This window comes from Fictibacillus sp. 7GRE50 (genome assembly GCF_015903875.1).
Lineage (GTDB): Bacteria > Bacillota > Bacilli > Bacillales > Fictibacillaceae > Fictibacillus > Fictibacillus phosphorivorans.
On the sequence record NZ_JACZDW010000004.1, the window covers coordinates 345,242 to 369,698 of the forward strand.

General features: G+C 41.1%; 28 protein-coding genes. 27 read left to right on the forward strand and 1 reads right to left on the reverse strand.

All coding sequences use genetic code 11. The features are described 5' to 3' along the window. The first annotated feature begins 304 nt into the window (after positions 1–304). The 17 genes from IHV12_RS16905 to IHV12_RS16985 all read left to right on the forward strand — a co-directional run bounded on the left by IHV12_RS16905 (position 305) and on the right by IHV12_RS16985 (position 15,245). On the forward strand, positions 305–1,084 hold the full coding sequence (locus tag IHV12_RS16905; RefSeq protein ID WP_197191553.1) for a CheR family methyltransferase: 780 nt from the start codon (positions 305–307) through the stop codon (positions 1,082–1,084). Between the two features lie 368 nt (positions 1,085–1,452). Next, positions 1,453–2,481 (forward strand): anthranilate phosphoribosyltransferase, encoded by a 1,029-nt coding sequence (gene trpD / locus IHV12_RS16910; RefSeq protein WP_255552635.1) that lies wholly within the window; start codon positions 1,453–1,455, stop codon positions 2,479–2,481. Then, positions 2,471–3,247 carry an indole-3-glycerol phosphate synthase TrpC gene (gene trpC / locus IHV12_RS16915; RefSeq protein WP_197191555.1) on the forward strand — a complete coding sequence of 259 codons (777 nt, stop codon included), beginning with the start codon at positions 2,471–2,473 and terminating at the stop codon, positions 3,245–3,247. Before trpD ends, trpC begins: the two co-directional genes overlap by 11 nt. Then, positions 3,231–3,863, forward strand: a complete 633-nt coding sequence (locus IHV12_RS16920) for a phosphoribosylanthranilate isomerase (RefSeq protein WP_197191556.1) — start codon at positions 3,231–3,233, stop codon at positions 3,861–3,863. The genes trpC and IHV12_RS16920 overlap by 17 nt, the downstream gene beginning before the upstream one ends. After that, the gene (trpB, locus tag IHV12_RS16925) at positions 3,860–5,059 is read left to right on the forward strand and encodes a tryptophan synthase subunit beta (protein WP_197130643.1); all 1,200 of its coding nucleotides are present in this window, start codon (positions 3,860–3,862) and stop codon (positions 5,057–5,059) included. Before IHV12_RS16920 ends, trpB begins: the two co-directional genes overlap by 4 nt. Before the next feature lie 2 nt (positions 5,060–5,061). Then, the gene (trpA, locus tag IHV12_RS16930; protein WP_197130640.1) at positions 5,062–5,868 is read left to right on the forward strand and encodes a tryptophan synthase subunit alpha; all 807 of its coding nucleotides are present in this window, start codon (positions 5,062–5,064) and stop codon (positions 5,866–5,868) included. A gap of 14 nt (positions 5,869–5,882) precedes the next feature. Then, positions 5,883–6,989 carry a histidinol-phosphate transaminase gene (hisC, locus tag IHV12_RS16935; RefSeq protein WP_197130637.1) on the forward strand — a complete coding sequence of 369 codons (1,107 nt, stop codon included), beginning with the start codon at positions 5,883–5,885 and terminating at the stop codon, positions 6,987–6,989. A gap of 261 nt (positions 6,990–7,250) precedes the next feature. Further along, positions 7,251–8,123 carry a hypothetical protein gene (locus IHV12_RS16940; protein ID WP_197130634.1) on the forward strand — a complete coding sequence of 291 codons (873 nt, stop codon included), beginning with the start codon at positions 7,251–7,253 and terminating at the stop codon, positions 8,121–8,123. A gap of 37 nt (positions 8,124–8,160) precedes the next feature. Next, positions 8,161–9,414, forward strand: coding sequence for a tetratricopeptide repeat protein (locus IHV12_RS16945; RefSeq protein WP_197191557.1), 1,254 nt, complete (start codon positions 8,161–8,163; stop codon positions 9,412–9,414). A gap of 90 nt (positions 9,415–9,504) precedes the next feature. Continuing rightward, a complete protein-coding gene (locus tag IHV12_RS16950) occupies positions 9,505–10,056 on the forward strand; it encodes a ReoY family proteolytic degradation factor (protein WP_197130627.1) in 552 nt (183 codons plus the stop codon). Positions 10,057–10,364: 308 nt separating this feature from the next. After that, positions 10,365–10,829: a YpiF family protein gene (locus IHV12_RS16955; protein WP_197130624.1), complete on the forward strand. Its 465-nt coding sequence runs from the start codon at positions 10,365–10,367 to the stop codon at positions 10,827–10,829. Positions 10,830–10,948: 119 nt separating this feature from the next. Further along, positions 10,949–11,452: a ubiquinol-cytochrome c reductase iron-sulfur subunit gene (locus IHV12_RS16960; protein WP_137789058.1), complete on the forward strand. Its 504-nt coding sequence runs from the start codon at positions 10,949–10,951 to the stop codon at positions 11,450–11,452. Positions 11,453–11,455: 3 nt separating this feature from the next. Beyond that, positions 11,456–12,127, forward strand: a complete 672-nt coding sequence (qcrB, locus tag IHV12_RS16965; protein ID WP_066241815.1) for a menaquinol-cytochrome c reductase cytochrome b subunit — start codon at positions 11,456–11,458, stop codon at positions 12,125–12,127. 48 nt (positions 12,128–12,175) lie between these two features. Continuing rightward, positions 12,176–12,943, forward strand: coding sequence for a menaquinol-cytochrome c reductase cytochrome b/c subunit (locus IHV12_RS16970; protein ID WP_197130621.1), 768 nt, complete (start codon positions 12,176–12,178; stop codon positions 12,941–12,943). An 80-nt stretch (positions 12,944–13,023) separates the two neighbouring features. After that, positions 13,024–13,590: a DUF1405 domain-containing protein gene (locus IHV12_RS16975; protein ID WP_197130618.1), complete on the forward strand. Its 567-nt coding sequence runs from the start codon at positions 13,024–13,026 to the stop codon at positions 13,588–13,590. Between the two features lie 86 nt (positions 13,591–13,676). Next, positions 13,677–14,471: a sporulation protein YpjB gene (locus IHV12_RS16980; protein WP_197130615.1), complete on the forward strand. Its 795-nt coding sequence runs from the start codon at positions 13,677–13,679 to the stop codon at positions 14,469–14,471. A 93-nt stretch (positions 14,472–14,564) separates the two neighbouring features. Then, on the forward strand, positions 14,565–15,245 hold the full coding sequence (locus IHV12_RS16985) for a zinc metallopeptidase (protein ID WP_137789062.1): 681 nt from the start codon (positions 14,565–14,567) through the stop codon (positions 15,243–15,245). A gap of 47 nt (positions 15,246–15,292) precedes the next feature. On the opposite strand, the gene IHV12_RS16990 is transcribed toward IHV12_RS16985, so the two are convergent. After that, positions 15,293–16,165, reverse strand: coding sequence for a YitT family protein (locus IHV12_RS16990; protein ID WP_197130611.1), 873 nt, complete (start codon positions 16,163–16,165; stop codon positions 15,293–15,295). Between the two features lie 142 nt (positions 16,166–16,307). On the opposite strand from IHV12_RS16990, the gene IHV12_RS16995 reads away from it, so the two are divergent. From IHV12_RS16995 to panD, 10 genes are all read left to right on the forward strand, one after another. Continuing rightward, positions 16,308–16,652, forward strand: a complete 345-nt coding sequence (locus IHV12_RS16995; RefSeq protein ID WP_137789064.1) for a nucleotide pyrophosphohydrolase — start codon at positions 16,308–16,310, stop codon at positions 16,650–16,652. Then, positions 16,645–17,448: a 4-hydroxy-tetrahydrodipicolinate reductase gene (dapB, locus tag IHV12_RS17000; RefSeq protein ID WP_197130608.1), complete on the forward strand. Its 804-nt coding sequence runs from the start codon at positions 16,645–16,647 to the stop codon at positions 17,446–17,448. Before IHV12_RS16995 ends, dapB begins: the two co-directional genes overlap by 8 nt. Before the next feature lie 11 nt (positions 17,449–17,459). Next, the gene (gene mgsA, locus IHV12_RS17005) at positions 17,460–17,876 is read left to right on the forward strand and encodes a methylglyoxal synthase (RefSeq protein ID WP_197130605.1); all 417 of its coding nucleotides are present in this window, start codon (positions 17,460–17,462) and stop codon (positions 17,874–17,876) included. Continuing rightward, entirely contained in the window at positions 17,873–18,565 is a 693-nt protein-coding gene (gene bshB1 / locus IHV12_RS17010; protein ID WP_197191558.1) for a bacillithiol biosynthesis deacetylase BshB1, read from the forward strand. The genes mgsA and bshB1 overlap by 4 nt, the downstream gene beginning before the upstream one ends. A gap of 11 nt (positions 18,566–18,576) precedes the next feature. Beyond that, a complete protein-coding gene (gene bshA / locus IHV12_RS17015) occupies positions 18,577–19,716 on the forward strand; it encodes an N-acetyl-alpha-D-glucosaminyl L-malate synthase BshA (RefSeq protein WP_197130599.1) in 1,140 nt (379 codons plus the stop codon). After that, positions 19,713–20,894: a CCA tRNA nucleotidyltransferase gene (locus IHV12_RS17020; RefSeq protein WP_197191559.1), complete on the forward strand. Its 1,182-nt coding sequence runs from the start codon at positions 19,713–19,715 to the stop codon at positions 20,892–20,894. The genes bshA and IHV12_RS17020 overlap by 4 nt, the downstream gene beginning before the upstream one ends. Then, positions 20,882–21,868 carry a biotin--[acetyl-CoA-carboxylase] ligase gene (locus IHV12_RS17025; protein WP_197191804.1) on the forward strand — a complete coding sequence of 329 codons (987 nt, stop codon included), beginning with the start codon at positions 20,882–20,884 and terminating at the stop codon, positions 21,866–21,868. Before IHV12_RS17020 ends, IHV12_RS17025 begins: the two co-directional genes overlap by 13 nt. A 492-nt stretch (positions 21,869–22,360) precedes the next feature. Then, positions 22,361–23,200 (forward strand): 3-methyl-2-oxobutanoate hydroxymethyltransferase, encoded by an 840-nt coding sequence (panB, locus tag IHV12_RS17030; protein ID WP_197191805.1) that lies wholly within the window; start codon positions 22,361–22,363, stop codon positions 23,198–23,200. Further along, positions 23,197–24,081 carry a pantoate--beta-alanine ligase gene (gene panC / locus IHV12_RS17035; RefSeq protein ID WP_197130587.1) on the forward strand — a complete coding sequence of 295 codons (885 nt, stop codon included), beginning with the start codon at positions 23,197–23,199 and terminating at the stop codon, positions 24,079–24,081. The genes panB and panC overlap by 4 nt, the downstream gene beginning before the upstream one ends. After that, positions 24,066–24,449, forward strand: a complete 384-nt coding sequence (gene panD / locus IHV12_RS17040) for an aspartate 1-decarboxylase (RefSeq protein WP_066395605.1) — start codon at positions 24,066–24,068, stop codon at positions 24,447–24,449. Before panC ends, panD begins: the two co-directional genes overlap by 16 nt. Positions 24,450–24,457: the final 8 nt, after the last annotated feature.

Consider the following 24,457-nt stretch of genomic DNA (forward strand, 5'->3'; position numbering starts at 1 on the left):
CCGCCGCGCCGGTTTTTTATTTTGAGAACCTTTAACAATATGAGTTTGCCAAAATTCATTATTAAATTTACCTCTCTTCGTAATAATTTGACCGATTTACAACGTAATTTCACCAATTCACCTATTATAATGACAAGTCGACTATAATTTACGAAAATCGACAACTTCCTACGGATAAAATAATAATATAAATGCACCAGCCATCTGTAATGTTCATTCATCTAGTATGCAAAAATCCGTATCAGCTTCCGATATATATGTGTAGAGATTAAATATGCATGGCAGCTGAATTGGAGAGAGATATATGGACACGGACTACGAAAGCTTTAAACAGAGCATTAATGACCAAACAGGAATAGATCTTTCCTTGTACAAAGAAGCGCAAATGAAACGCAGACTCCTTGCACTGAGAGACAAGCGATCATTTACAACATTTGCAGACTATTTTCGTGCACTCACAAAAAATTCAGATTTGCTTCTTGAGTTTTTAGACCGCATGACAATTAACGTTTCTGAGTTTTACCGAAATCCTGCTCGATGGGATGTGCTCGAGAAAAAAATCATTCCACTGTTAGTTGAAGACAGGTCATCTTTAAAAGTATGGAGTGCCGCATGTTCCACAGGAGAAGAGCCATACAGCCTATCGATGTTGTTATCAGATTACAAAAAAGGACTTTCAAGGTTTTCAATACTTGCAACAGATCTAGATCAACAAGTGTTAGACCAAGCAAAAAAAGGGTTTTATTTTGAAAAAGCGATCAAAGATGTTCCGAGCGACAAAATTGCCCGACATACAAAAAAAGAGGAACTTGGTATCAGCGTTTCAGATTCTATCAAAAAACAAGTAACATTTAAGAAGCAGAATCTGCTTTCAGATCGTTTTGAATCTGATTTTGATCTCATCGTTTGCCGAAATGTGATGATTTATTTTACGGAAGAAGCAAAAACGGTTTTGTATCAAAAATTCAGCAAAGCGCTTCGAAAAGGTGGTGTTCTATTTGTGGGAAGTACCGAGCAGATCTTCAATCCTGGATTATACGACTTGGAATCGGTAGAACCGTTCTTTTATAGAAAACTTAAGTAAAAAAAAATTGTAACGCTGTAAATCTGTTGACAGATTTCCTACAATAGTTTAATGTAACTGATAAGTTTAGAGCACATGTAATTGTGTCATTTAGTTTAGAGTTTAGAGCATAGTTGAGACAAGTTGAGAGAGTTTGAGTGGAGCAGAGCCGAGAATGGATATGTATATATGCCATGCGGGTTATTTCTGCATGGCTTTTTTGTTTGCTTCTTAAGAAGCATGTACATGTTCCCTTATAGATCGACCTCTTATATCCTCCTCATTCTCCGTATTTAACGGAGGTGCAGATATGATCATATCCTTTCCTATTCCGCCTTGAACGTTTTTGATTGTAGACAAAACAACCAAAACGATTAAGGGGTGTTCATATGATTTCAAATATCATTCAAAAAATAATGAAACACGAAACATTAACAGAAAATGAAGCTTTTTATTTTATGGAGAAATTAGCGAGTGGTGATGTTACAGATGCTCAAGCAAGTTCTGTTCTAAGTATCATGAGCTTTCGCGGTGAGACGGTAGATGAGATCGTTGGTTTTGTTAAAGCGATCAGAAAGCTCTCAAGAAAGGCTGAATCCTCACAACACCATGAACTGATGGACACTTGTGGTACCGGTGGTGATGGAGCATCGACTTTTAACATATCCACCGCTGTCAGTATCATACTCGCTTCCTTAGGGGTAAGAGTAGCGAAGCACGGCAACAAAGCAGTCACTTCAAAAAGTGGAAGCTCTGATGTGCTAGAAGCTCTAGGCATTCAAGCGTCAAGTAACCACTTTGAAGCCAATTCGCAACTGAATAAACACGACATAGCATTCTTGCACGCACCATATTTTCATCCGGCACTAAAAAAGGTTGCTTCGTTGAGGGGGCAACTCCCTTTTCGAACGATCTTCAATTGTATCGGGCCACTGTTAAATCCGATGGCACCGACGTATCAGCTGATCGGAGCAAGCAATGAAGAAGTTGCTGAAAAGCTCGCTGAAGTGATTAATAAGCTCGGGATCAAAAGAGCATTGATTGTTACAGGTAAAGAAGGCTTGGATGAATGCTCGATCACAGGTGATACACGGATGTTTTTAGTTGAGAACAACACAGTTGTAACGTATACCTACACACCTGAGGAAGCAGGATTAAGCCGAGGAAATCTAAGTGAGTTAACGGTAAAGAACAAACAAGAAAGTGCTGAGCTCATTCGTTCCATCCTACAAGGTGCAGGAAATGAATCAGCTCGTAATATCGTCATCCTAAATGCAGCTGCAGCTCTGTTTGCGTCAAAACGAGTCTCAAGTATTCGAGACGGAGTGGAGATCATCAAACAGTGTCTACGATCAAAATCCGCATATTATCATCTTGAAGAAATGACGAAAGAAGAGGCGAGTGCACATGTTAACTAAAATATTGGAACAAAAAGAAAAAGAAATAGCCGTTCTCCCTTCATTCAAGAAAGGTGAACTGGATTTTACCGATAAAGATCATCGACCTTTTGCTTATACACTTGCAAACTCTTTTAAAAGACCAGCGTTGATCGCTGAAGTGAAAAAAGCTTCACCATCAAAAGGAATCATTAAAGAAGATTTCAATCCTGTAGAGATCGCTGTTGAATATGAAAAAGCTGGCGCATCTTGTTTATCCGTCTTAACGGACACCGAGTTCTTTCAAGGAGATCTTCAATATTTAAAAGATATTCGCAATCATGTCTCGCTGCCTCTTTTAAGAAAGGATTTCATCATAGATGAAAAGCAGATCATTGAGAGCGTTGAGAATGGAGCGGATGCGATTCTGCTCATTGCAGCTTGCTTACCAAGTGAACGGTTAGAGAAGCTTCATGCACTAGCAACAGAATGCGGGCTAGAGTGCTTGGTCGAAGTTCATTCACATCAGGAAATCCAGCAAGTTTACGACGTTTGCAACCCTTCGATGATCGGAATAAACAACCGTGATCTTAAGACGTTCACAACAGATATCCAGCATACATTTTCTCTTCTTTCGTCTATAAATGAAGAAACTCTTGTTATCAGTGAAAGTGGCATCAAAACAGCTTCAGATGTTAAAAGCCTATTCGATCACCGAGTGAACGGAATGTTGATCGGAGAAACATTGATGAGAGCGGACTCGATAGAAACTAAGATCAGAGAGCTTTATCATGACTGTTCAAATTAAATATTGTGGCTGTCAGTCTGAAGAGGACTATAAGCTGCTCATTGGAACAAAAGCAGATCTGATCGGGTTCATATTCGCTGAAAGTAAAAGAAAAGTCGATCCTACGAAAGTGAACAGCTGGATTGAGAAGTATGGAAAATCTAAAAAGCTCGTGGGCGTTTTTCAAAACGCAACTGTACAACGAATCAAAGAAGTAATCAGCACGGTTCCGATAGACATCATCCAATGTCACGGTACTGAAACGGTTGAACAGCTCAAGGAAATAAGAGTTCATTGCAACAAAGAAATCTATAAAGCACTACCTTTTAGTGAACACGTTTTAAATGAAATAGAGTTATATGGAAAAGCGGCAGATAGTCTTATCGTAGACTCAGTAGCTAAAGGGCAGTTCGGAGGTACAGGTATTCCTTTTTCTTGGGAAGAAGTTCCTAACATGATGAGAACAGCAGAGAGGATAGGAGTTACGTGTTTCATAGCTGGCGGAATCAGACCAGATAATGTTTCAGAACTAATAAGACTTCATCCGCACGGAATCGATTTGAGTGGTGGTATCGAAGAAAACGGAAGAAAAAGCTTAAAAAGAATAGAAACTCTTGAAAGGATGATAATGAGATGACTACAGCTACAGTACCTGATCATAGAGGAAGATACGGTGTGTTCGGTGGGAAATACGTCCCAGAAACGATCATGTTTGCACTTGAAGAGTTAGAGACGGCTTTCGATGAAGCCATACAGGATAAAGAATTTAATGAGCTTTTTCAAAAAGAACTAGCGATCTATTCAGGCCGTCCGACTCCCTTAACAAGAGCAGATCGTCTCAGTGAGTACAATGGCGGAGCATCGATCTATTTAAAGAGAGAAGACCTGAACCATACAGGAGCCCATAAGATCAATAACGCGATCGGCCAGGCGCTCTTAGCAGTAAGGATGGGAAAGAAAAAGATCATCGCTGAGACCGGAGCGGGTCAGCATGGTGTAGCAGCAGCGACCGTTGCAGCTAAGTACGGATTATCTTGTAAAGTTTATATGGGAAAAGAAGATATTAGAAGACAAGCACTAAATGTATTTCGCATGAAGCTGTTAGGTGCAGAAGTGATCGAGGTCACGAGCGGCAGCCAAACGTTAAAAGATGCTACCAATGAAGCGATCCGAGAATGGGTTGCTGCGGTAGAAGATACATTTTATCTCATCGGTTCTGCTGTAGGACCGTATCCTTATCCGAAGATGGTCAAACAATTTCAGCAAGTGATCGGTCATGAAACAGAGAGTCAATTTAAAGAGATTCATCACGAGAAGCTTCCAGATGCTGTTGTAGCTTGTGTAGGAGGCGGCAGTAATGCGATCGGCATGTTCGCACCCTTTATCGAGAAAGAGGTTCCACTATACGGTATAGAGGCAGCAGGGATGGGTGTAGAGACGGCACAACATGCAGCCACATTATCTAAAGGCTCAAATGGAGTGATTCACGGTTCATTGACGAAGCTTCTTCAAACGAGCGAAGGACAGATCACAGAACCATACTCGATCTCAGCGGGACTCGATTATCCAGGGATAGGACCTGAACACGCCTACCTTCATGAGACAAAAAGAGTAACGTATGAAGCAGTAACAGATGAAGAAGCATTACAGGCCTTAAAGCTTTTATGTGAGAACGAAGGAATCCTATGTGCGTTAGAGAGTGCTCACGCTGTAGCTTATAGTCTGAAGCTCGCAAAAAAAATGCGAAAAGATCAGCATGTAGTCGTCTGTTTATCAGGAAGAGGCGACAAAGATGTTCATACTCTGATGGAATTTGAAGAAGGGGGCGAATAAAGATGAACAAGAGATGGGAAGTCTTTCAACATTCTTCAGATTATCGTTTCACTCCGTACATCATGGCTGGAGATCCATGTGAAGAAGCAACGATCGAACTGTCTTTAGCCCTAGAAGAGTGTGGAGCTCATGCGCTCGAGCTAGGTGTTCCGTACTCAGATCCATTGGCGGATGGACCTGTTATTCAGAGGGCAGGTATGCGAGGTTTGGCACAAAACATGAATCTTGAAAAAACCGTAAAGCTCGTTGCTAAGCTTCGTGAAAGAGGATTGAAGATTCCGGTAATTATCTTTACTTATTATAATCTTTTGTTACAATTAGGAGAAAATCGTTTCCTGAAGTTAGCAGAGAACAGCGGTGTGGACGGGGTTTTAGTGCCTGATCTGCCGTATGAAGAAAGCGGATATCTACAAGAAATGTGTTCAGAACATAACCTTGCTCTCATTTCGCTCGTTTCTCCTACAACCCGTGAAGAAAAGCTTGCAAAACTCAGCAGAGAGGCAGAAGGCTTTTTGTATTGTATCTCTTCATTAGGTGTGACAGGAGTTAGAAGTGAGTTTAGAGCGGGACTGGATGATTTCTTAAAAGCCGCGAAACGAAACAGCCGTGTTCCTGTCTTAGTAGGATTCGGACTATCTACGCGAGAACAGATCCAGCAGTTTGATGGCAGCAGTGATGGGTTCATCGTAGGTAGTGCGATCGTCAAAAAGATCGAGGAACTAGAGAGTGACCTGCTAACGAATAGGGAGGAAGCGATTAAAACGTTTAAATCGTATATTGAGTCTTTGCTGCCTGTCTATAGTCGTTAAAAAGGAGTGGGAAAATGCAGCCGAAACAGCAGTTGTTATCTTTAAAACCTTACAAACCAGGTAAACCAGTAGAAGAAGTGAAGCGTGAACTAGGACTAGAGAAAATCGTAAAACTCGCTTCAAACGAGAACCCTTATGGATGTTCGGATCTTGCGAAAGAAAAGATAAGAGAGGAGCTCTCACAGCTTCATGTATATCCTGACGGTTATTCAGCTGAGCTTAGAGAAAAACTCTCAAACCAACTTCAAGTGAAACAAGACCAGATCATTTTTGGAAACGGGTCAGATGAGGTGGTACAAATTCTTTGCCGAGCCTATCTATCTCCTGAAACCAATACCGTGATGGCAGCTCCTACTTTTCCACAATACAGACATAATGCTGTTATTGAAGGAGCTGAAGTGAGAGAGGTTCAGTTGAACGAAGGAAATCATGATCTAGATGCGATGCTTGAAGCGATCGATCAAAATACGAGAATCGTCTGGCTTTGCAACCCGAACAACCCGACTGGAAACTATATTCCGGAGTCAGAGTTTGTAAGCTTTATGGAAAAAGTACCGTCTGACGTGATCGTAGTAAGTGACGAAGCTTATTACGAATATGTATCAGCTGCTGATTATCCAAACACGCTAGATTACTTGGAGAAGTACAGTAATCTAGTGATCTTAAGAACGTTCTCAAAAGCCCATGGACTAGCTGCGCTTCGAATTGGATATGGAGTCGCTGCATCTTCCATCATCCAGTATATCGAGCCAGCTAGAGAACCTTTCAACACATCTAGAATCGCTCAAGCTGCTGCGATCGGAGCATTGGAAGATGATACGTTCATTAGAGAATGTAAAGAGAAAAACAGGAAAAGTCTTGAACTGTTTTATGCATTTTGTGATGATAAAGGACTGTTGTACTATCCTTCTGAAGCAAACTTTATCCTGATCGACGTAAAATCTGATGCAGATAAAGCGTTTGATTATCTTTTGCGTAAAGGATATATTGTTCGATCAGGAAGTGCATTAGGGTTTCCTACTATGATACGAATCACAGTCGGTGAAGAAGTACAAAACAAAGAGATCATCGAACATTTAGGAACGTATATTGACTCTGTTGTAGAGAAAGTAAACAAATAAGTTCTATGAAAATAGCCCGATCATTTTTGCTAACATCGGGCTATTTTCATAATTTTCAAAAAAGTGTTGCATTTTAAATAAGCTCTATTTATAATGAATGTAATATGGTTTCTCTCCACTCCTATCCATATTATACTTTCCTGACAGCGCTTACATGTCAGGACTTTTTTTGTCCTCATTTTTTATTTCCATTATATTTTCTATCATAAAAATCTCGTTTCTATCATAACTTGTCCTATAGAGAAAAAAAGGAGGCGAGCTATGCGATATATTATTGAGCGCCCGCTGCAATCGCTCGGTACAGATACTGTTCTTTCCTATCTAGTAGACTCTCAAAAAATCTCCTACGTCTCACAGGGCCCTCTTAGAATGAATGTGATGAAGATGTCTATGCATGGTTTAAAGATGATTCCTGGGCATATCAGTCCTCTTATGTCATTAAATAGATTGCCTATTGAAAAGGTAAGGCAGAATCTGGGTGAACGAGTTAGAATGGGTACGACCACTCTTCTAACATCTGCTGAAGTCAGCTACTTACATGAAGCTGAAACAGAGTTGAAACGAACGAGGCACTTATTAATATCCAGTTCGATAGACTATTGTATGGGTCTTAGCATGTCTCCAGAAAAAATCACTCCACAAATGATAAGTTTTTGCCGAAAGCAGAGAATTCCGTTCATCGAGTTGATCTGTAAAGATTTTACTCAGTTAACACATGTGATCTGGGAGAGGATCAGTGAAGCAAATTTTAGTTATGGAACAGTGATCTTCCCAACCTTTCCATCAGACATGGATCAGAAGTTGAAAAAAACGTGGCAAAGAAAATGGAACGAGCTATCTATTAAACATCAAATTCCAACACTTTTTCATGATTTGAGTGAAGCAGAACCGATCTCGTTGCCTAGTTTAAAGATGCTTGGTCTATACCCTGTAAAAGGCGGTCTGTTCGCTGGCAGTGATGCAGACTATTGTATTTACCGTACGGATGGTTTGAATGAAACGTTACAGGCTGTAATCGTAAGAGGCACAATCGTCTTTTCAGAGAATGTTCCAGAGAAGCACCAGGGATATGGAAAAGAAATTATTGTAGTAAAGCCACGTCGTTTTGGAGAATCTCTTATATCTCGTGTATAATAGTCACAAGAATACAAGGGATAAGGGAGTTTTATTAGTGAACGAAATCCAAGATGCAATAAGGCTTGTCGAACATGGTGACGTCGAAAAAGGGATGAGCTTATTAGATAAACTAAAACAAAAAGCAGGCGACCCAGAAAAATTTGAAATCGCAGAAGTTTACTTGAACTGGGGTCATACAACAGAAGCGATGAACCTTTTTAATGAGTTGCTAGAAAAATACCCTGGAGATGGAGAGCTGCTCGTATCCATTGCAGAATGCTGCTTGGATGAAGGCATGGATGAGAAAGCGATCGAGTATTTGGACCAAGTAACCGAAGAAGATGACGAATATTTAAGAGCACTCATCCTTCAAGCGGATCTTTATGAAAGTCTTGGACTGACAGAAGTAGCAGAACGTAAGTTGACAGAAGCGCATCAAAAGGACCAGAAACATCCTGTGCTCGCTTATGCTTTAGGTGATTTTTATTTAAGGCAAGGTAAATTTGATTCAAGTTTGCCACTATTAAAAGTAGCGATTGACGAAAAAGCTGAAATTGAAGATGTTACATTAAGATATGCCGAAGCACTAAGCAGAGCAGGTAAGTTTGAGGAATCACTTCCATTCTACAGAAAAGGTCTGGATCACCATAAAGACCTTTACAGTTTGTTTGGTCATGGAGTAACTGCTTTTAAAGCAGGTGAGTTTAAAGAAGCGATCGCAAGTCTTGAGGAACTAAAAGACATGGATCCTGATTATACAACCCTTTATAGTGTACTATCTGAAGCGTATGAAGAAGAAGGGGCACTAACAGAAGCATATGACGTTATCTCTGAAGGGTTAAAGAGAGATGAACATAACGAGAATATCTATCTGCAAGCTGCAAGGTTAGCTTATAAACTCCACAATCCCGAACAAGGAGAACAGTGGGTGAAACAAGCACTTGAACTCAATCCTACACGTATAGAACCGTTATTGCGGTTAGGAGATCAGTACATTTCTGAAGAACGATTTGATGATCTGCTCAGTCTCTACAAATCACTAGCTGAAACAAAAGAGGAGATACCGCTCATGTACTGGCATCTCGCTACAGCAAACAAAGAAACTGAAGATTATAGTGAAGCCGCAAAATGGTACGAAAAAGCATCTCTGTTATTTACTGAGGACCCGGTGTTCTTAGAAGAATATGCTTATTTCCTCATCGAGGAAGGCGACCAGAAGAAAGCGAAATCTATTCTGCAGAATCTGTTGAACAAAAGCCCTGAACGAGACGATATTGAAGACGTTTTAAATCGATTGGAAGATTTTTAAAACTTTCTGAAGTGAAGAAGGATTTTACGAGCAGTGAGAGAATATATTTATTATCAAGATGACGTGTTTTTGAATGATGGGGGGATTGCAATGAGCAGCACCGTTTCGGTCCTTGAAAAAAAGGATTTTATCAAATGGTTCCTTAATCATTATCAGTTAAAGAAGCGCGAATGTGTTTGGTTATTAAACTATTTAGTTAGTGATGACCAACTGATGGAGAAGGTACATTTTGTAGAGAAAGCTGAATATTGTCCAAAGGCCATAATCATGTCAACTCAATGCACAGACGGAGTTCCGTTCCGTTTTTACAAGCAAAATGTTCTAACGACTGATGCCGAAAAATCATTTCACGACATCCGCTTGAACCAAGAAGAAGAGATCTATCTTGAGCTTAATTTTAACGCATCACGTCTGACGCCCGAGTACGCTTCTGTATTAGAAGAGAACCCACACTTGCCACAGAACATGTCTATGGACAAAAAATATGGCATCTGGGCGGAAATGGTCTTAGAGAAGTCGATTGAAACCTACCGCAAGAATGATATTATGGCGAAGATCGATGCAGCACTAGACCAAAAGGATTATGATAGTTTTACAAAATGGACCAATGAACTAAAAAGTTTAGAAAAACAGCCATCCTAGTTGTGTGAAGGCGACTCTTAAGAAAAAGGGTCGTCTTTTTTGTGGGCTATGTGGCTTGTGTGCTAACGTTTGCGCGCAATATTTTTATACCTTGAACATGGAATATTGCACCCAATCCACGAAATCAGGCTTTGAATCCAGAAGTTTTAGCCTGCAATCCAAAAGTTTGATCACTTTATCTGCAAGTCGACATACTTAGACTTATTTCGGCATCTACAAATCTACCTATTTTCTTAGCCAACCACATTATGCTAGAGAAAAATATGGTACGATAAGAAGCAGTACATACCAAGTAAGGAGATTTTTTTATGAAATGGAAAACAAAAGACGCAGATGTATTCTTAAAATCTGGTGAGTATGTAGATTCGATACTGATTCCGTTAACACCAGTCAGCTTCTCTCACGACTTCAAATCGAGCGTGACGATGTCCGAGTATACAGAATTGCTAACGTCAGAGATCGAGCGTCAGCTGCATGGCAGGTTGTTTTTGTCACCTAATTTTACATACGTAAAAAATGATCAGGCTCTTGAACGATTAACTAGTTTCTTAGAGCACGTAAAAAATTCCGGCCATTTCAAACATATCTTTCTGATGACTAGCGATGTGTATTGGAAGGAATTCGAACAGCAGCTTTCAGGGCAATTGTTTTGGGTACCCGCTCTGCCGCTAGAAACAATGGACGAGAAGTATAAATTAGAAGTGATAAAAGAGCAGGTAAAACCGTTGTTTCAGCTTATTTTCAACGATTGGCAGAGGAGTATAAATTCGTAATATTTACCACATGTCATATTGACATTAAAAGACAACATAAGCTATCATGTTTATGTCCTAGTAATATGTGTGTAAAAGTCCGGATGGACCGTCATTTACAGCATAAGGGGGGGAAAACAATGTCAAAGGAAGATATTTCAAGACGTCAGTTCTTAAACTACACATTAACTGGCGTAGGTGGATTTATGGCTGCCGGCATGCTTATGCCAATGGTCCGTTTCGCCCTTGATCCGATTTTGAAAGAGGGAACAGATCAAGAATTGGTAGCGGTTACGAGCGTGGAAGAGATCGCGAACGAACCAAAGCGTTTCGATTTTAAAATCAAACAAAAAGATGGCTGGTACGAGTCTGATGTCACTCAATCTGCCTGGGTTTATAAAGCGAAGAATGGTGATTTTATCGCACTTTCTCCAATCTGTAAACATCTAGGTTGTACGGTAGACTGGAATACAGATCCATCGCACCCTAACCAGTTCTTCTGTCCTTGCCACTTAGGCCGTTATACGAAGGATGGAACGAATGTTAAGGGAACTGCACCTCTTGCACCACTTGATGTATATGACAGCCAGGTGAAAGATGGAAAGCTTTATTTAGGAAAGGCAAAACCAAGAAAGGGGGCGTAATGAATGCTACAAAAGATTTATGACTGGGTAGATGAGCGCCTGGATATTACGCCGCTTTGGAGAGATGTTGCAGACCATGAAGTACCTGAACACGTAAACCCCGCACATCATTTTTCTGCGTTTGTTTACTGTTTCGGTGGATTAACTTTCTTCATCACGGTTATCCAAATTCTTTCAGGTATGTTCTTAACGATGTACTATGTGCCTGATATCGTGAATGCTTGGGAATCCGTATATTACCTGCAAAATGAAGTGGCATTTGGAGTGATCGTACGCGGAATGCACCACTGGGGCGCGAGCCTTGTTATCGTAATGATGTTTCTACATACATTGCGCGTATTTTTCCAGGGAGCTTATAAGAAGCCAAGAGAATTAAACTGGGTTGTTGGAGTACTTATTTTCTTTGTTATGTTAGGTTTAGGTTTTACAGGTTATCTATTGCCTTGGGATATGAAAGCGCTATTTGCGACTAAGGTAGGAATTGAGATCGCTATGACGATTCCTGTTGTTGGTCCGATCGCAAAGACATTCCTTGCCGGTGGAGAGATTATCGGAGCACAGACGCTTACGCGATTCTTTGCGATTCACGTATTCTTCCTTCCTGCAGCATTATTAGGCTTGATGGGTGCCCATTTCTTAATGATCCGTAAACAAGGTATTTCCGGACCGTTGTAAGAACAAACATAAGATTTAAAGTTTCATAAGAGCAAAGGAGGGAAATATATGCATCGCGGTAAAGGAATGAAGTTTGTCGGTGACTCTCGTGTCCCTGCTGAGCGCAAGCCGAATATTCCAAAAGATTATTCGGAGTTTCCAGGAAAAACGGAAGCGTTCTGGCCAAACTTTCTTTTAAAAGAATGGATGGTAGGAGCTGTATTCTTGATCGGATACCTTATCCTAACAATCGTCCATGAATCTCCTTTGGAGAAAAAAGCAGATCCTACCGATGCTGGATATATTCCTCTACCAGACTGGTACTTCCTATTTTTATACCAGCTTCTGAAGTACAAGTATGCGGCAGGGGATTATGTTCTTATCGGTACTGTTATTATACCGGGTCTAGCATTTGGTGCGTTAATGCTTGCGCCATTCCTGGACAAAGGGTTGGAGCGACGTCCTTCTAAACGTCCGATCGCAACTGGATTAATGTTATTAGGTTTGATCTCTGTTACATATCTAACATGGGAATCTGTTGTGACACACGATTGGGAAAAAGCGAAGACTCAAGGTAAGATCGTTGATGTAAGTTTTGATGAAAACGACCCTGGCTACAAGATCTACCAAAAGCAGAGCTGCGTAGGCTGTCACGGTAACACGTTATCAGGTGGAGCATCAGGACCATCATTGATCGGAACAGGTTTGAAGCCTGAAGAAATCATGAAAATCGCAAAAGAAGGTAAGCCACCAGGCATGCCGCCGAATGCGTTTAAAGGTTCTGATGATGAGCTAAAACAATTAGCAGAATTTATCTCAAAACTAGAACAGAAGTAAATGTTTGAAGCCGGCTCGGTATGGGCCGGCTTTTTTCTGAATGAAAACGAAACACAGTAATGATAAAGGAGTATGTGGTTATGGCCTGGATTCGAGCGATCATCATGGATCGAATGTTCTTACTAGCACTTCTTTTAATCAACATACTAGGCACGATCTACGGTTACTATTGGTACCTCTATCAGCTTCAAGAAACACCGTGGTACTTTTTGCCGTTCGTACCCGATAGTCCAACAGCATCTCTGTTTTTTGTCTTTGTCATCATCGGGTTTTTGAGGGATAAGCAGCATGGAGTGATCGAGGCATTGGCCGTTGCGACGCTTTTTAAGTATGGCATATGGGCCGTAGGGATGAATCTTGGTGGTGCTTTTGTTGGGACGCCTTTGGATCTTATAAACTACATGCTTATCTTTTCACACCTCGGTATGGCGGTTCAAGGTCTGTTATACGCTCCATTTTATAAGATCAAGGGTTGGCATGTAACGCTTGCTGCACTCGTTCTATTTCATAACGAAATCATCGACTACGTGTTTGACATGATGCCGCGATATGACATTCTTGATCCGTATCAAGACATGATCGGATACTTGACCTTTTGGTTATCTGCGTTATCCATCTTCATTGTTTGGAAGATGAGAAAAGCGTAAGAACACGTTCTAATTCCTTATTAATAGGTCTATCCTTGTCCCAGCTCTCATACGTTTTAAGTATAAGGGTACAGGAGGGACAACGGATGAGAAGGTTTGGATGGGCATTGATGGTTCTTTGTATGGTTTTTGGACTTGCTATGCCAGTATTTGCATCAAATCATACAGAGACGAAGGAATGGTCTGAGATAAATGAGCTTACGAGTGAGATCTGGGAGCTTGGTAAGATAGAACGATATGAAGAAGCAGCTGGCGTGCTGCAGTTTACATCAGCTAATATCACTCATATAGAAGACGTCTTGTCCTTAAGACCTGAACAGAAGCGTCTCGTAGAATACACGTTCAGAGATGCTGTATCTTCTCTTCAGAATCCCGAGTGGTCGAAGGAAAAAAAGCTAAACAAGCTTACCGAAGTTCGTTTATTAGTGGATGCCCTTCAGACCGATTATGAACCGTTATGGAAAAAAACAGGGCTGATGATGCTCGAGCCTTTTATCACGATGGAAAAAGGAATCAGTGAAGATGATTCGGTGGCGTTTCATCAAGCAGCCAATCTTTTACTTGAACGTTACGAAACGGTCAGACCAGCTTTAATGGTTGACCTGAAAGACGAAGATTTAGAAAAGCTCGATGAACATGTTTCTTACGTTGATACGAACCGCAGTCAGATTCTTACAGATCCTGCTCATCAAAAACAGCTTGAGACAGCGGCTGCTGATTTTGAAGCACTGTTTTTCGCAAAAAAAGATAACTCAGAGCCATCGCTCTTTTGGCTAATATTTTCAATCGGTGGAATCATATCATCAACACTAGCTTACGTAGGATGGAGAAAATACAAAGGTGATCAGCAAGATGGATTGAGAGTGCCGGATAAACGTTAGTAGGTCATGAGTCATGCGTTTTCTTTGACAAACTGTGAGCTGAAAACGTAAAATGTGAGTATCAAAAGCTTTTTATATGGAGGAATGCCAACGATGGGTGGATTTTTAATCTACTTCGCAATTTTGCTTATCGTTCCAATCTGGGCTCAGATGCGAGTGAAAAGCACGTACAAAAAGTATTCGAAGGTGAGTAACAGCACAGGAAAGACTGGTGCAGAAGTAGCAAGAGAGATTTTAGACCAAAACGGACTCTACAGTGTTCAAGTAGAGCCAGTCAGAGGGATGTTATCTGATCATTACGACCCTCGCAGTAAAGTAGTTCGTTTATCTGAAGATAACTATTACGGAAGTTCGATTGCAGGCGCAGCCGTTGCAGCCCATGAAGTAGGGCATGCGATTCAAGATGCAGAAGGTTATGCGTTCTTACGCTTCAGACATGCTCTAGTTCCTGTAGCTAACATCGGATCTAACTTTTCGTTTCTATTGATTCTTGGTGGTATGCTTTTAAGCTCGATGAACATGTTCCTTTTAGGGATCATCTTCATGTCAGTAGCTGTATTGTTCCAGTTCGTTACACTGCCGGTTGAGTTTAATGCAAGCTCTCGTGCGATGGACCAGATCGTTTCAACAGGTCTGATTCGTAACAACGAAGAGCGAGGTGCTCGTAAAGTACTTAATGCTGCTGCCTTAACGTATGTAGCTGGTGCTCTTGTAGCATTACTCGAACTAGCACGTTTCATCTTCATGTTCTTAGGGATGAACCAAGACGATTAATATTAATCTAACAGTAAAGCTCCCGATACTTTATCGGGAGCTTTTTTCTATCTGCCTATTGGATTCTTATCAGCATCTAAAGTAAAACCTTCACCGATTACCTCATGAACGTCATTTACGGTAACAAATGCATGCGGATCGATACGCTCGATCACTTGCTTTATGCGGACGATCTCGTTCTTAGCGATGACGCAGTACAGCACTTCACGGATGTTCCCTGTAAAAGAACCTTTACCGTTTAAGATGGTTGCGCCACGGTCTAATTCTTTGATGATGTCTGCTGCGATCTCGGTATTTTTATCCGAGAAGATCATGACCGCTTTACCAGCATAAGCACCTTCTTGCATAAAGTCGATTACACGCGCCCCGATGAAAACAGCAAGTAGTGTGTACATCGCTTCTTTATAGTTTAAATAGACTAACGAGACAACGATAACAACGAAATCAAAGATGAACATCGTTTTACCCATGCTCCAGCCTAGAAACTTATGACCGAGTCTTGCGATGATATCCACTCCGCCTGTCGTTCCACCAAAGCGGAAGATGATTCCTAGCCCAACTCCGATAAATACCCCTGCAAACAAAGCAGCAAGTGTCATATCTTCTTTAAGGTTGATCGTAACAAATGAAAAACGTTGAAAGATAAACAAAAATACCGATACGGCAACAGTTCCAATTATCGTATAGATGAAGGCATTTCTTCCAAGCAGCTTCCAGCCGACAAAGAACAATGGAATGTTAAGTGCCAGGTTAGAATAAGAAGGATCGATCGAGAAAAGAAAATAGAGAATAAGCGTGATCCCTGTAAAACCACCTTCGGCCAAATTGTTCGTCATATTAAAGTGGACGATTCCGAACGAAAAGATGGCAGCACCAAGTAAGATAAATAAAATATTTTTTAGTTTGATTGGATAAGTCATATGAGGCCTACTTTCTACAAAGATACTAAGGTTGTTTTTAGTCATGCCTTCCTATTATAAGCGAAATTTCATGAAATTTGTCAAACAGAAAAAATACCGATAACATAAAGAAGACTAATATTGAATGAGGAGTGTCAACATCATGGCCAATCGTACATTAAAAGAGAGTCAGGACGTTGTAGATCAATACATATCACAGTTTAAAGAAGGCTATTTCAGTCCTTTAGCTATGCTTGCACGTTTAACAGAAGAATTAGGGGAACTAGCCCGTGAAGTGAACCATCATTATGGAGAGAAACCGAAGAAATCAACAGAGGATAAAAAGACGGTCGAAGAAGAACTTGGAGATATGTTCTTTGTGTTGATCTGTCTGGCAAATTCCCTCGATATAGATCTTGACGATGCGTTAAAAACAGTAATGAATAAGTTTGAAACACGAGACAAAGACAGATGGACTAAAAAAGAAGGAGAGACTACTCATGAATAATATTCGTATCATACTTGCTGGACCTCGAGGAAAGATGGGCCAAGAAGCGTTGAAGATGATTGAGGAAACTCCACATTTTGACCTAGTGGCTGCAGTAGATTCAAAAAATGACGGACTTCAAGTTAAGGATCTATCAGGTGCACCACATTCTATGGAAGCACCTGTTTACGATGATATGGAAAACTGCCTTGCTGCTGTAAAAGCAGATGTCGTTGTAGATCTCACGCGTCCGGATATCGGCAAAAAGCACCTTGAGTTGGCGCTTAACCACGGTCTTCGCACGGTAATTGGAACGACAGGCTTTTCCAATGAAGATCTCGAACGTCTAACAGCGTTGGCTGAAGAAAAACAAACAGGTGCCATCATCGCACCAAACTTTGCGATCGGTGCCATTTTAATGATGAAGTTCTCTCAGATGGCAGCGAAATACCTTCCGGATATAGAGATCATTGAAAAGCATCACGATCAAAAGTTGGATGCGCCGTCAGGAACAGCATTAAAAACAGCGCAACTAATAACAGAAGTGCGAGATGAAAAGAAACAAGGTCATCCTGATGAAAAAGAGGACCTTAAAGGAGCACGAGGCGCAGAACTAGAAGGAATCCGTATTCATAGTGTAAGATTACCTGGACTGGTCGCGCATCAAGAAGTCATCTTCGGTGGTGAGGGTCAAGTCTTAACGATCCGTCATGATTCTATGAACAGAGCGTCTTTCATGCCTGGTGTACGACTTGCGGTAGAAAGTGTTATGAACATTGAAGGTCTTGTATACGGCCTTGAAAATATTATGGAATAAGAGGGGATACTATGAAGATAGCTCTTATTGCGCACGATAAGAAAAAGAACGATATGATCAATTTTACCGTCGCATATGCACCGATCCTAAAAAAACATACCCTGTTTGCGACAGGAACGACAGGTTTTAAAATAAATGAAGCGACGGGGCTTGAAATCAAACGATTCCAATCTGGTCCTTTAGGCGGCGATCAGCAGATCGGAGCATTGATCGCAGAAAATGATCTTGATCTTGTACTATTTTTCAGAGATCCGTTGACTGCACAGCCTCATGAGCCTGATGTATCTGCACTGATGCGTTTATGTGATGTATATCAGATTCCGCTCGCAACAAACTTGGCTTCAGCAGAACTTTTTATTCGATCACTCGAACGAGGAGATCTGGATTGGAGAAAAATAATAGATGAAAGAGAGTCAGAGAAAAAATGACCGTTGAAAGCTGGCTTGCCTTTGGCGCTCATGCAGATGATGTAGAAATCGGCATGGGAGCTACGATTAAAGCAGAAACTGAGAGAGGTCGTGACGTGATCATCTGTGACTTAACAGAAGCAGAACTGTCATCGAACGGCACCGTCGACATCCGGAAAAAAGAGGCTGAAAGAGCAGCAGAACTTTTAGGAGTAAGAACAAGAAGTAACCTACAGTTACCTGACCGCGGCCTATATATGCAGGAAGAATATATTTTAAAACTGGTTTCAGTTATTCGAGAGCATAAACCTCAATATGTGTTTGCTCCCTATTGGATCGATCGTCATCCAGATCACGCAAACTGTGCACGTCTCGTAAAAGAAGCCGTCTTTTCTGCCGGAATAAAAAATATTCAAGATCCAAAACATCTTCCTGCACACAAAGTAAAAAATATATTTTATTACATGATCAACAGTGTGGAGAGACCACAACTCTTTGTTAACGTAACAGAGTCATACAATGCAAAGATCGAAGCATTGAAAGCTTATCCATCTCAGTTTGTAAAAACGATAGAAAGTATCGATACACCCCTAACGAACGGGTACATCGAACGTGTAGAATCCCGTGACAAGCTGTTTGGTCTTGAAGCTGGTGTGAGTTATGCAGAAGGGTTCATTACAGAACAAACTTATATAACTAACCATTTATAAGGAGAAAGTCTATGACGTTAAAAATCGGCATCACTTGTTATCCGACCGTAGGCGGATCAGGAGTGGTTGCAACAGAACTAGGAAAACTATTAGCAGAAAAAGGACATGAGATTCATTTTATTACATCAAGTGTTCCTTTTCGTTTAGGAAAATTTTATCCGAATATCTTCTTTCATGAAGTTGAAGTGAACCATTATTCCGTGTTCAAATATCCGCCTTATGATCTTGCTTTAGCTAGCAAGATGGCAGAAGTAGCGAAAAGAGAAAAGCTTGACCTTCTTCATGTTCATTACGCCGTGCCGCATGCCGTTTGTGCGGTGTTAGCAAAACAGATGCTAAATGATGAGATGAAGATCGTTACAACCCTACACGGAACTGATATTACGGTACTCGGATACGATCCTTCACTAAGTGAGATGATCAAGTTCGGTATTGAGAAATCAGATGTGGTTACATCTGTTTCTCATCAGCTGAAAGCAGATACGCTAGAGCTTTTAAATATCAACAAAGACATCATTCCTGTACATAACTTTGTAGATGAAAGAGTGTATTACAGAAGAAGCAATAATGCTGAATTGAGACAAACATACGGCATTGAAGAGAATGAAAAAGTCATCGTTCATATCTCTAACTTTAGAAAAGTAAAAAGATTAGAAGATGTGATCAAATCATTTGCTCTCATTCGAAAAGAACTATCTTCAAAACTGTTATTGATCGGAAATGGTCCAGAACTAACAACGGCATGCGAACTCGTACGTGAGCTGGATATTGAAGATGATGTGTTGTTCTTAGGAAAACAGGAGAATGTAGGTGAATTGTTCTCGATCTGTGATCTAAAGTTACTTTTATCTGAAAAAGAAAGCTTTGGACTCGTACTGCTAGAAGCGATGGCATGTGGTGTACCTGTTATTGGAACTAATATTGGTGGAATACCGGAAGTGATCGTCGATGGCGAGACAGGTTATATGGTGGAGCTAGGTGATCCAGAATCGGTAGCACAAAAAGCGCTCGCGCTGTTACAGGATGAAGAAAAGCTAATGACGTTCAGAGAAAATTCGGTAAGACATGTAAAAGAAAACTTCTTATCTGACAAAATCGTCTCGATTTATGAAGATATTTATTATTCCTTAGTAGGGGATCGTACGGTATGAACGAAATGTTCCAAAATGCCTTACCGGTATTAAAGCGGTTGGAAGAAAAAGGGTACCGTGCTTATTTTGTTGGAGGCTGTGTACGAGATCACTTGCTTGACCGTCCGATCAAAGATATCGATATCGCGAGCTCGGCAAGACCAGAAGACATACAACGAATCTTTCCAAAGACCATTCCGGTCGGTATCGAACATGGAACTGTTATCGTAAGACACGAATCTGTATCTTATGAAGTTACAACGTTTAGAAAAGAAGATGAATATAGGGATTATAGAAGGCCATCAAAAGTATGGTTTGTTGATGATCTAAAAGAAGACCTCTCAAGAAGAGATTTTACGTTCAATGCGATGGCTCTGGATACATCTTTTCAGTTGATCGATCACTTTGGCGGACGTGAAGATCTTAAGAGAGAGCAGATTCGGACTGTTGGAGATCCGAATCTGCGCTTTTCAGAAGATCCTCTTCGTATCATGAGAGCTTGCCGGTTCATGAGTGTGTATCACATGACGATTGAAGCAGAAACGAAGCGTGCTATCAAAGATCAAGCATACTTGCTTCGTCGTATTTCAACAGAACGAATTGCGATCGAGTTCATTAAACTGCTTCAAGGTGTACAAGCGGGAATTGCACTGAAGTTTATGAAAGAATCCTCTGTTTTAGATCACATGCCTACTAAGATGCAAGAAAAACAGAATGCTCAGTTTATGGACTTTGATTGGAACGAATTAGAATCTGACGAACAAAGATGGACAGCTATCCTGCTGTTATCTGATGTGAGTGATGTTAGAGGATTTTTGAAAGTCTGGAAACTTCCAAATCACATGATCAAAAAAGTAGGTGAGCTTATGTCCGCCTATCGTATTACTTCCTGGAGCAAGATGGATTTGTACCGTTTTGGCTTGGAGACTGCATTATCAAGCATCACGTTAAAAAGTGCGATCGAAAAGAAGGATTATGCTGAAGAAATCGCTCAACTTAAACAGCGATATAGCGAGATTCCGATCACATCTAGAAAAGATATTCCGCTAGATGGTAAGGAAATATCAGAGATCACACAACGAAAACCTGGAATTTGGTTGGGGAAGCTTTTAGAAGAGATGGAGAAAAAAATCGTTGAGGGAGAACTAGCCCTCTGCTCATCCGTACTAAAGGATTGGGTAAAAAGGTGGGAGCCATGATGAAAGAAGCACTGTTGCATATGCTTACAGAACAAGAAGGAAAGTTTGTTTCAGGTCAAGAGATCAGCAACAGACTGGATTGTTCGAGAACCGCGATCTGGAAACACATTTCAGAACTTCGTAAGAACGGCTATACGATCGAAGCCGTTCAGAAGAGAGGATACCGTTTAGTCACGTCTCCTGATGCTGTAACTGCTGAAGAAGTGTCATTATTTACGGGTGACGGCACATTCGGAAAGAAGATTACGTACAGAGAATCTGTAAAAAGTACACAAGAGATCGCACATGCTCTTGCTAGAGATGGCGCGGTCGAAGGAAGCATCGTACTCGCTGACGAACAGACCGGTGGGAGAGGACGGCTAGGGAGAGCGTGGCAATCTCCTAAGGGGACAGGAGTTTGGATGAGCTTGATCTTAAAGCCTAACATTCCACTTCAAAAAGCGCCTCAGCTTACATTGCTAATCGCGGTAGCTGTCTCAAAAGCGATCGAAAAAGTATCAGGCATTGAAGCAGCGATCAAATGGCCGAACGACATTTTAATCAGCGGTAAAAAGTCAGCTGGCATCTTAACAGAACTACAAGCAGAAGCAGATTCTATTCACTCGGTAATCGTTGGGATCGGGATCAATGTGAATCAAGAACGACAGCACTTTTCGGATGAGATCAGCGAGATCGCTACAAGTCTAGCGATTGAAAGCGGGCAATCATTCAAGCGGGCTGAAGTGGTTGGGGTGCTTCTTCAAGAGATCGAAGCCCAATACCATCAATATCTTGAAAACGGATTTGGCGTTATCAAGCTATTATGGGAATCCCGTGCGTTCAGTTTAGGTAAACGAATTACAGCAAGATCCATAACAGGGGCGATCACGGGTTATGCCAAAGGAATCACTGAAGAAGGTGTTTTGCTTTTAGAAGACGATCATGGTGTCGTACACTCCATCTATTCAGCAGATATCGAATTTCCTTCTACTTGAGGAAAGTCCGTGATAAAATAAAGTTGTAGGCGGTATCCATGTGGAACTGCACTAATCTTGTCTAGTTTTGACCACAAACCTTATATCTGCCTAGATCCAAATTTAGGACCGGGACAGAGGGAGCAAACAATAAAAGTCTAGGATTTTTTCCTATGCCTTCTTCCTCTATTGGAAAGAAGGTTTTTTGCACTTCTGGCCCTGTTAGTTAAAGGCAATTTCTGTAATGCACTGTTGTTTTTGAGAGATGTTGATTTCCGCTTCAGGTTGCTCGCTTTCCGCGGGGCGACCGGTGAGCCCCTTGCCGCTTCGCGCCATTAAGGGTCTCACCTGTCCGCTCGTCCCGCAGGAGTCGGCAACCTTCCGCTACAATCAACTTGCAATGAGGATTAAGTTTCAAATAGCAATAATCTTTAGAAAGAACTTAACAATAACAAAAAATTTAAAAACAACTGCTTATGGAAAGAGCCCAATTAAAAACAGGGAGGCTTTATGATGAAAACGACGAAAAGTTTTCTTAAGATGAAGAGAGATGGCGAAAAGATCACGATGGTAACGGCTTATGATTATCCGGCTGCGGTTATCTGTGAAAAAGCGGAGATGGATCTTTTGTTAGTCGGAGATTCTCTTGGCATGGTCGTGCTTGGCTATGATTCAACGATACCTGTTACGATGGAAGATATGATTCATCATACAAAAGCGGTAAAGCGCGGCGCGCCGAACACGTTTATCGTGACGGATATGCCGTTTATGACGTATCACGGTTCGATCGATGAAACGCTGAACAACGCGCGTAGAATTCTTCAAGAAAGCGGTGCTTCTGCAGTCAAAGTAGAAGGCGGAAAACAGATTGTTCAAACGGTTGAACGGTTGACTGACGCTGGAGTTCCTGTCATGGGACACCTTGGTCTAACACCCCAGATGGTTGGTGTGATGGGCGGTTATGGTGTTCAAGGAAAAGAAGAAAGAGATGCGGAGCGACTCATCGAAGAGAGTCTGTTGCTTGAAAAAGCTGGTGCGTTCGCGATCGTTTTGGAATGTGTTCCGCAGCAGTTGGCTGAGATCGTAACAAAAAAACTAAGAATTCCTGTTATCGGAATAGGTGCAGGAAAACATACAGACGGTCAAGTCCTTGTCTACCACGATATGATCGGCTACGGTTTTCACCATGTACCAAAGTTTGTGAAAACGTATGGAAACGTGAAGGATGTTATGGTAGAAGGACTTTTACAATATAAAGAAGACGTAAAAAAACAGCAATTTCCGGAAGAAAGCCACAGTTTTAATATGAAGGCTGAAACGCTTCATTCTCTGTACGGAGGAGTTCAATCGTGAAACAGATCAATTCTATTAAAGACATGCAAAAATGGATCTCTGAAGAAAAAAGAGCGGGAAAAGTGATAGGATTCGTACCAACGATGGGCTATCTTCATGACGGCCATCTATCACTGATCGAACGCGCGAAGAAAGAATCTGATGTGATTGTTGTCAGTATCTTTGTTAATCCGCTGCAATTTGGACCTAACGAAGATTTTGACAGATATCCTCGTGACCTTGATCGTGATCAGAAATTGGCATTAAAAGCTGGAGCAGATGTATTATTTTTTCCAGATACGAAAGAGATGTACCCTCACGAATCCGTCGTAACAGTTTCTGTAAACAAACGAGTGGATGCGCTTTGTGGGGAAAGTCGAGTAGGACACTTCGATGGTGTGGCAACAGTACTCACAAAGCTGTTTCATATCGTATCTCCAGATTTCGCTTATTTTGGATTGAAAGATGCGCAGCAAGTAGCTGTCATTGAAGGTCTTGTTGAAGACTTTAACTTCCCAATCAAAGTGATCGGGTGTGAGACAAAGCGTGAGGCTGACGGTCTTGCGATGAGTTCTAGAAACGTGTATCTCAATGACACGGAAAGAAAAGAAGCGGTTCATCTGAGTGAATCTCTTGTAAAAGCGAAAAAATGGCTTTTAGAGGGTGATAGTGGTGAGACCGAACAAAAGATGATAAAATACTTGGAGGAACATACGAGCGGTATTGTAGATTATTGCAAGATTCTTTCGTATCCTGAACTTCTTCCTCCTACACCAGAATCAAAAAAGTTGATCATTGCTGTAGCTGTAAAGTTCAGCAAAGCGCGTTTGATTGATAATGTCATCTTAGACAACATTTTAAGTAGACTAGAAAGCGAGGAAGAAACATGTTCCGTACGTTAATGAAAGGCAAGATCCACCGTGCTACGGTGACTGAATCTAATTTAAACTATGTTGGCAGCATCACGATCGATGAAGATATTTTGGATGCTGTTGACATGATTCCGAACGAAAAAGTTCAAATTGTAAATAATAATAATGGCGCACGTTTTGAAACGTATATTATTCCTGGAAAACGAGGTTCTGGTGTGATGTGCTTAAATGGCGCTGCAGCACGTCTCGTACAAGAAGGGGATGTTGTTATTGTTATTTCCTACGGAATGTATGATGAGACCGAAGCAAGACATCATGTACCGAAAGTTGCGATTATGGACAAGAACAATCGTGTACAAGAGATGCTCGGAGTTGAACCTGAGGCTACTATTTATTGATTCGATAT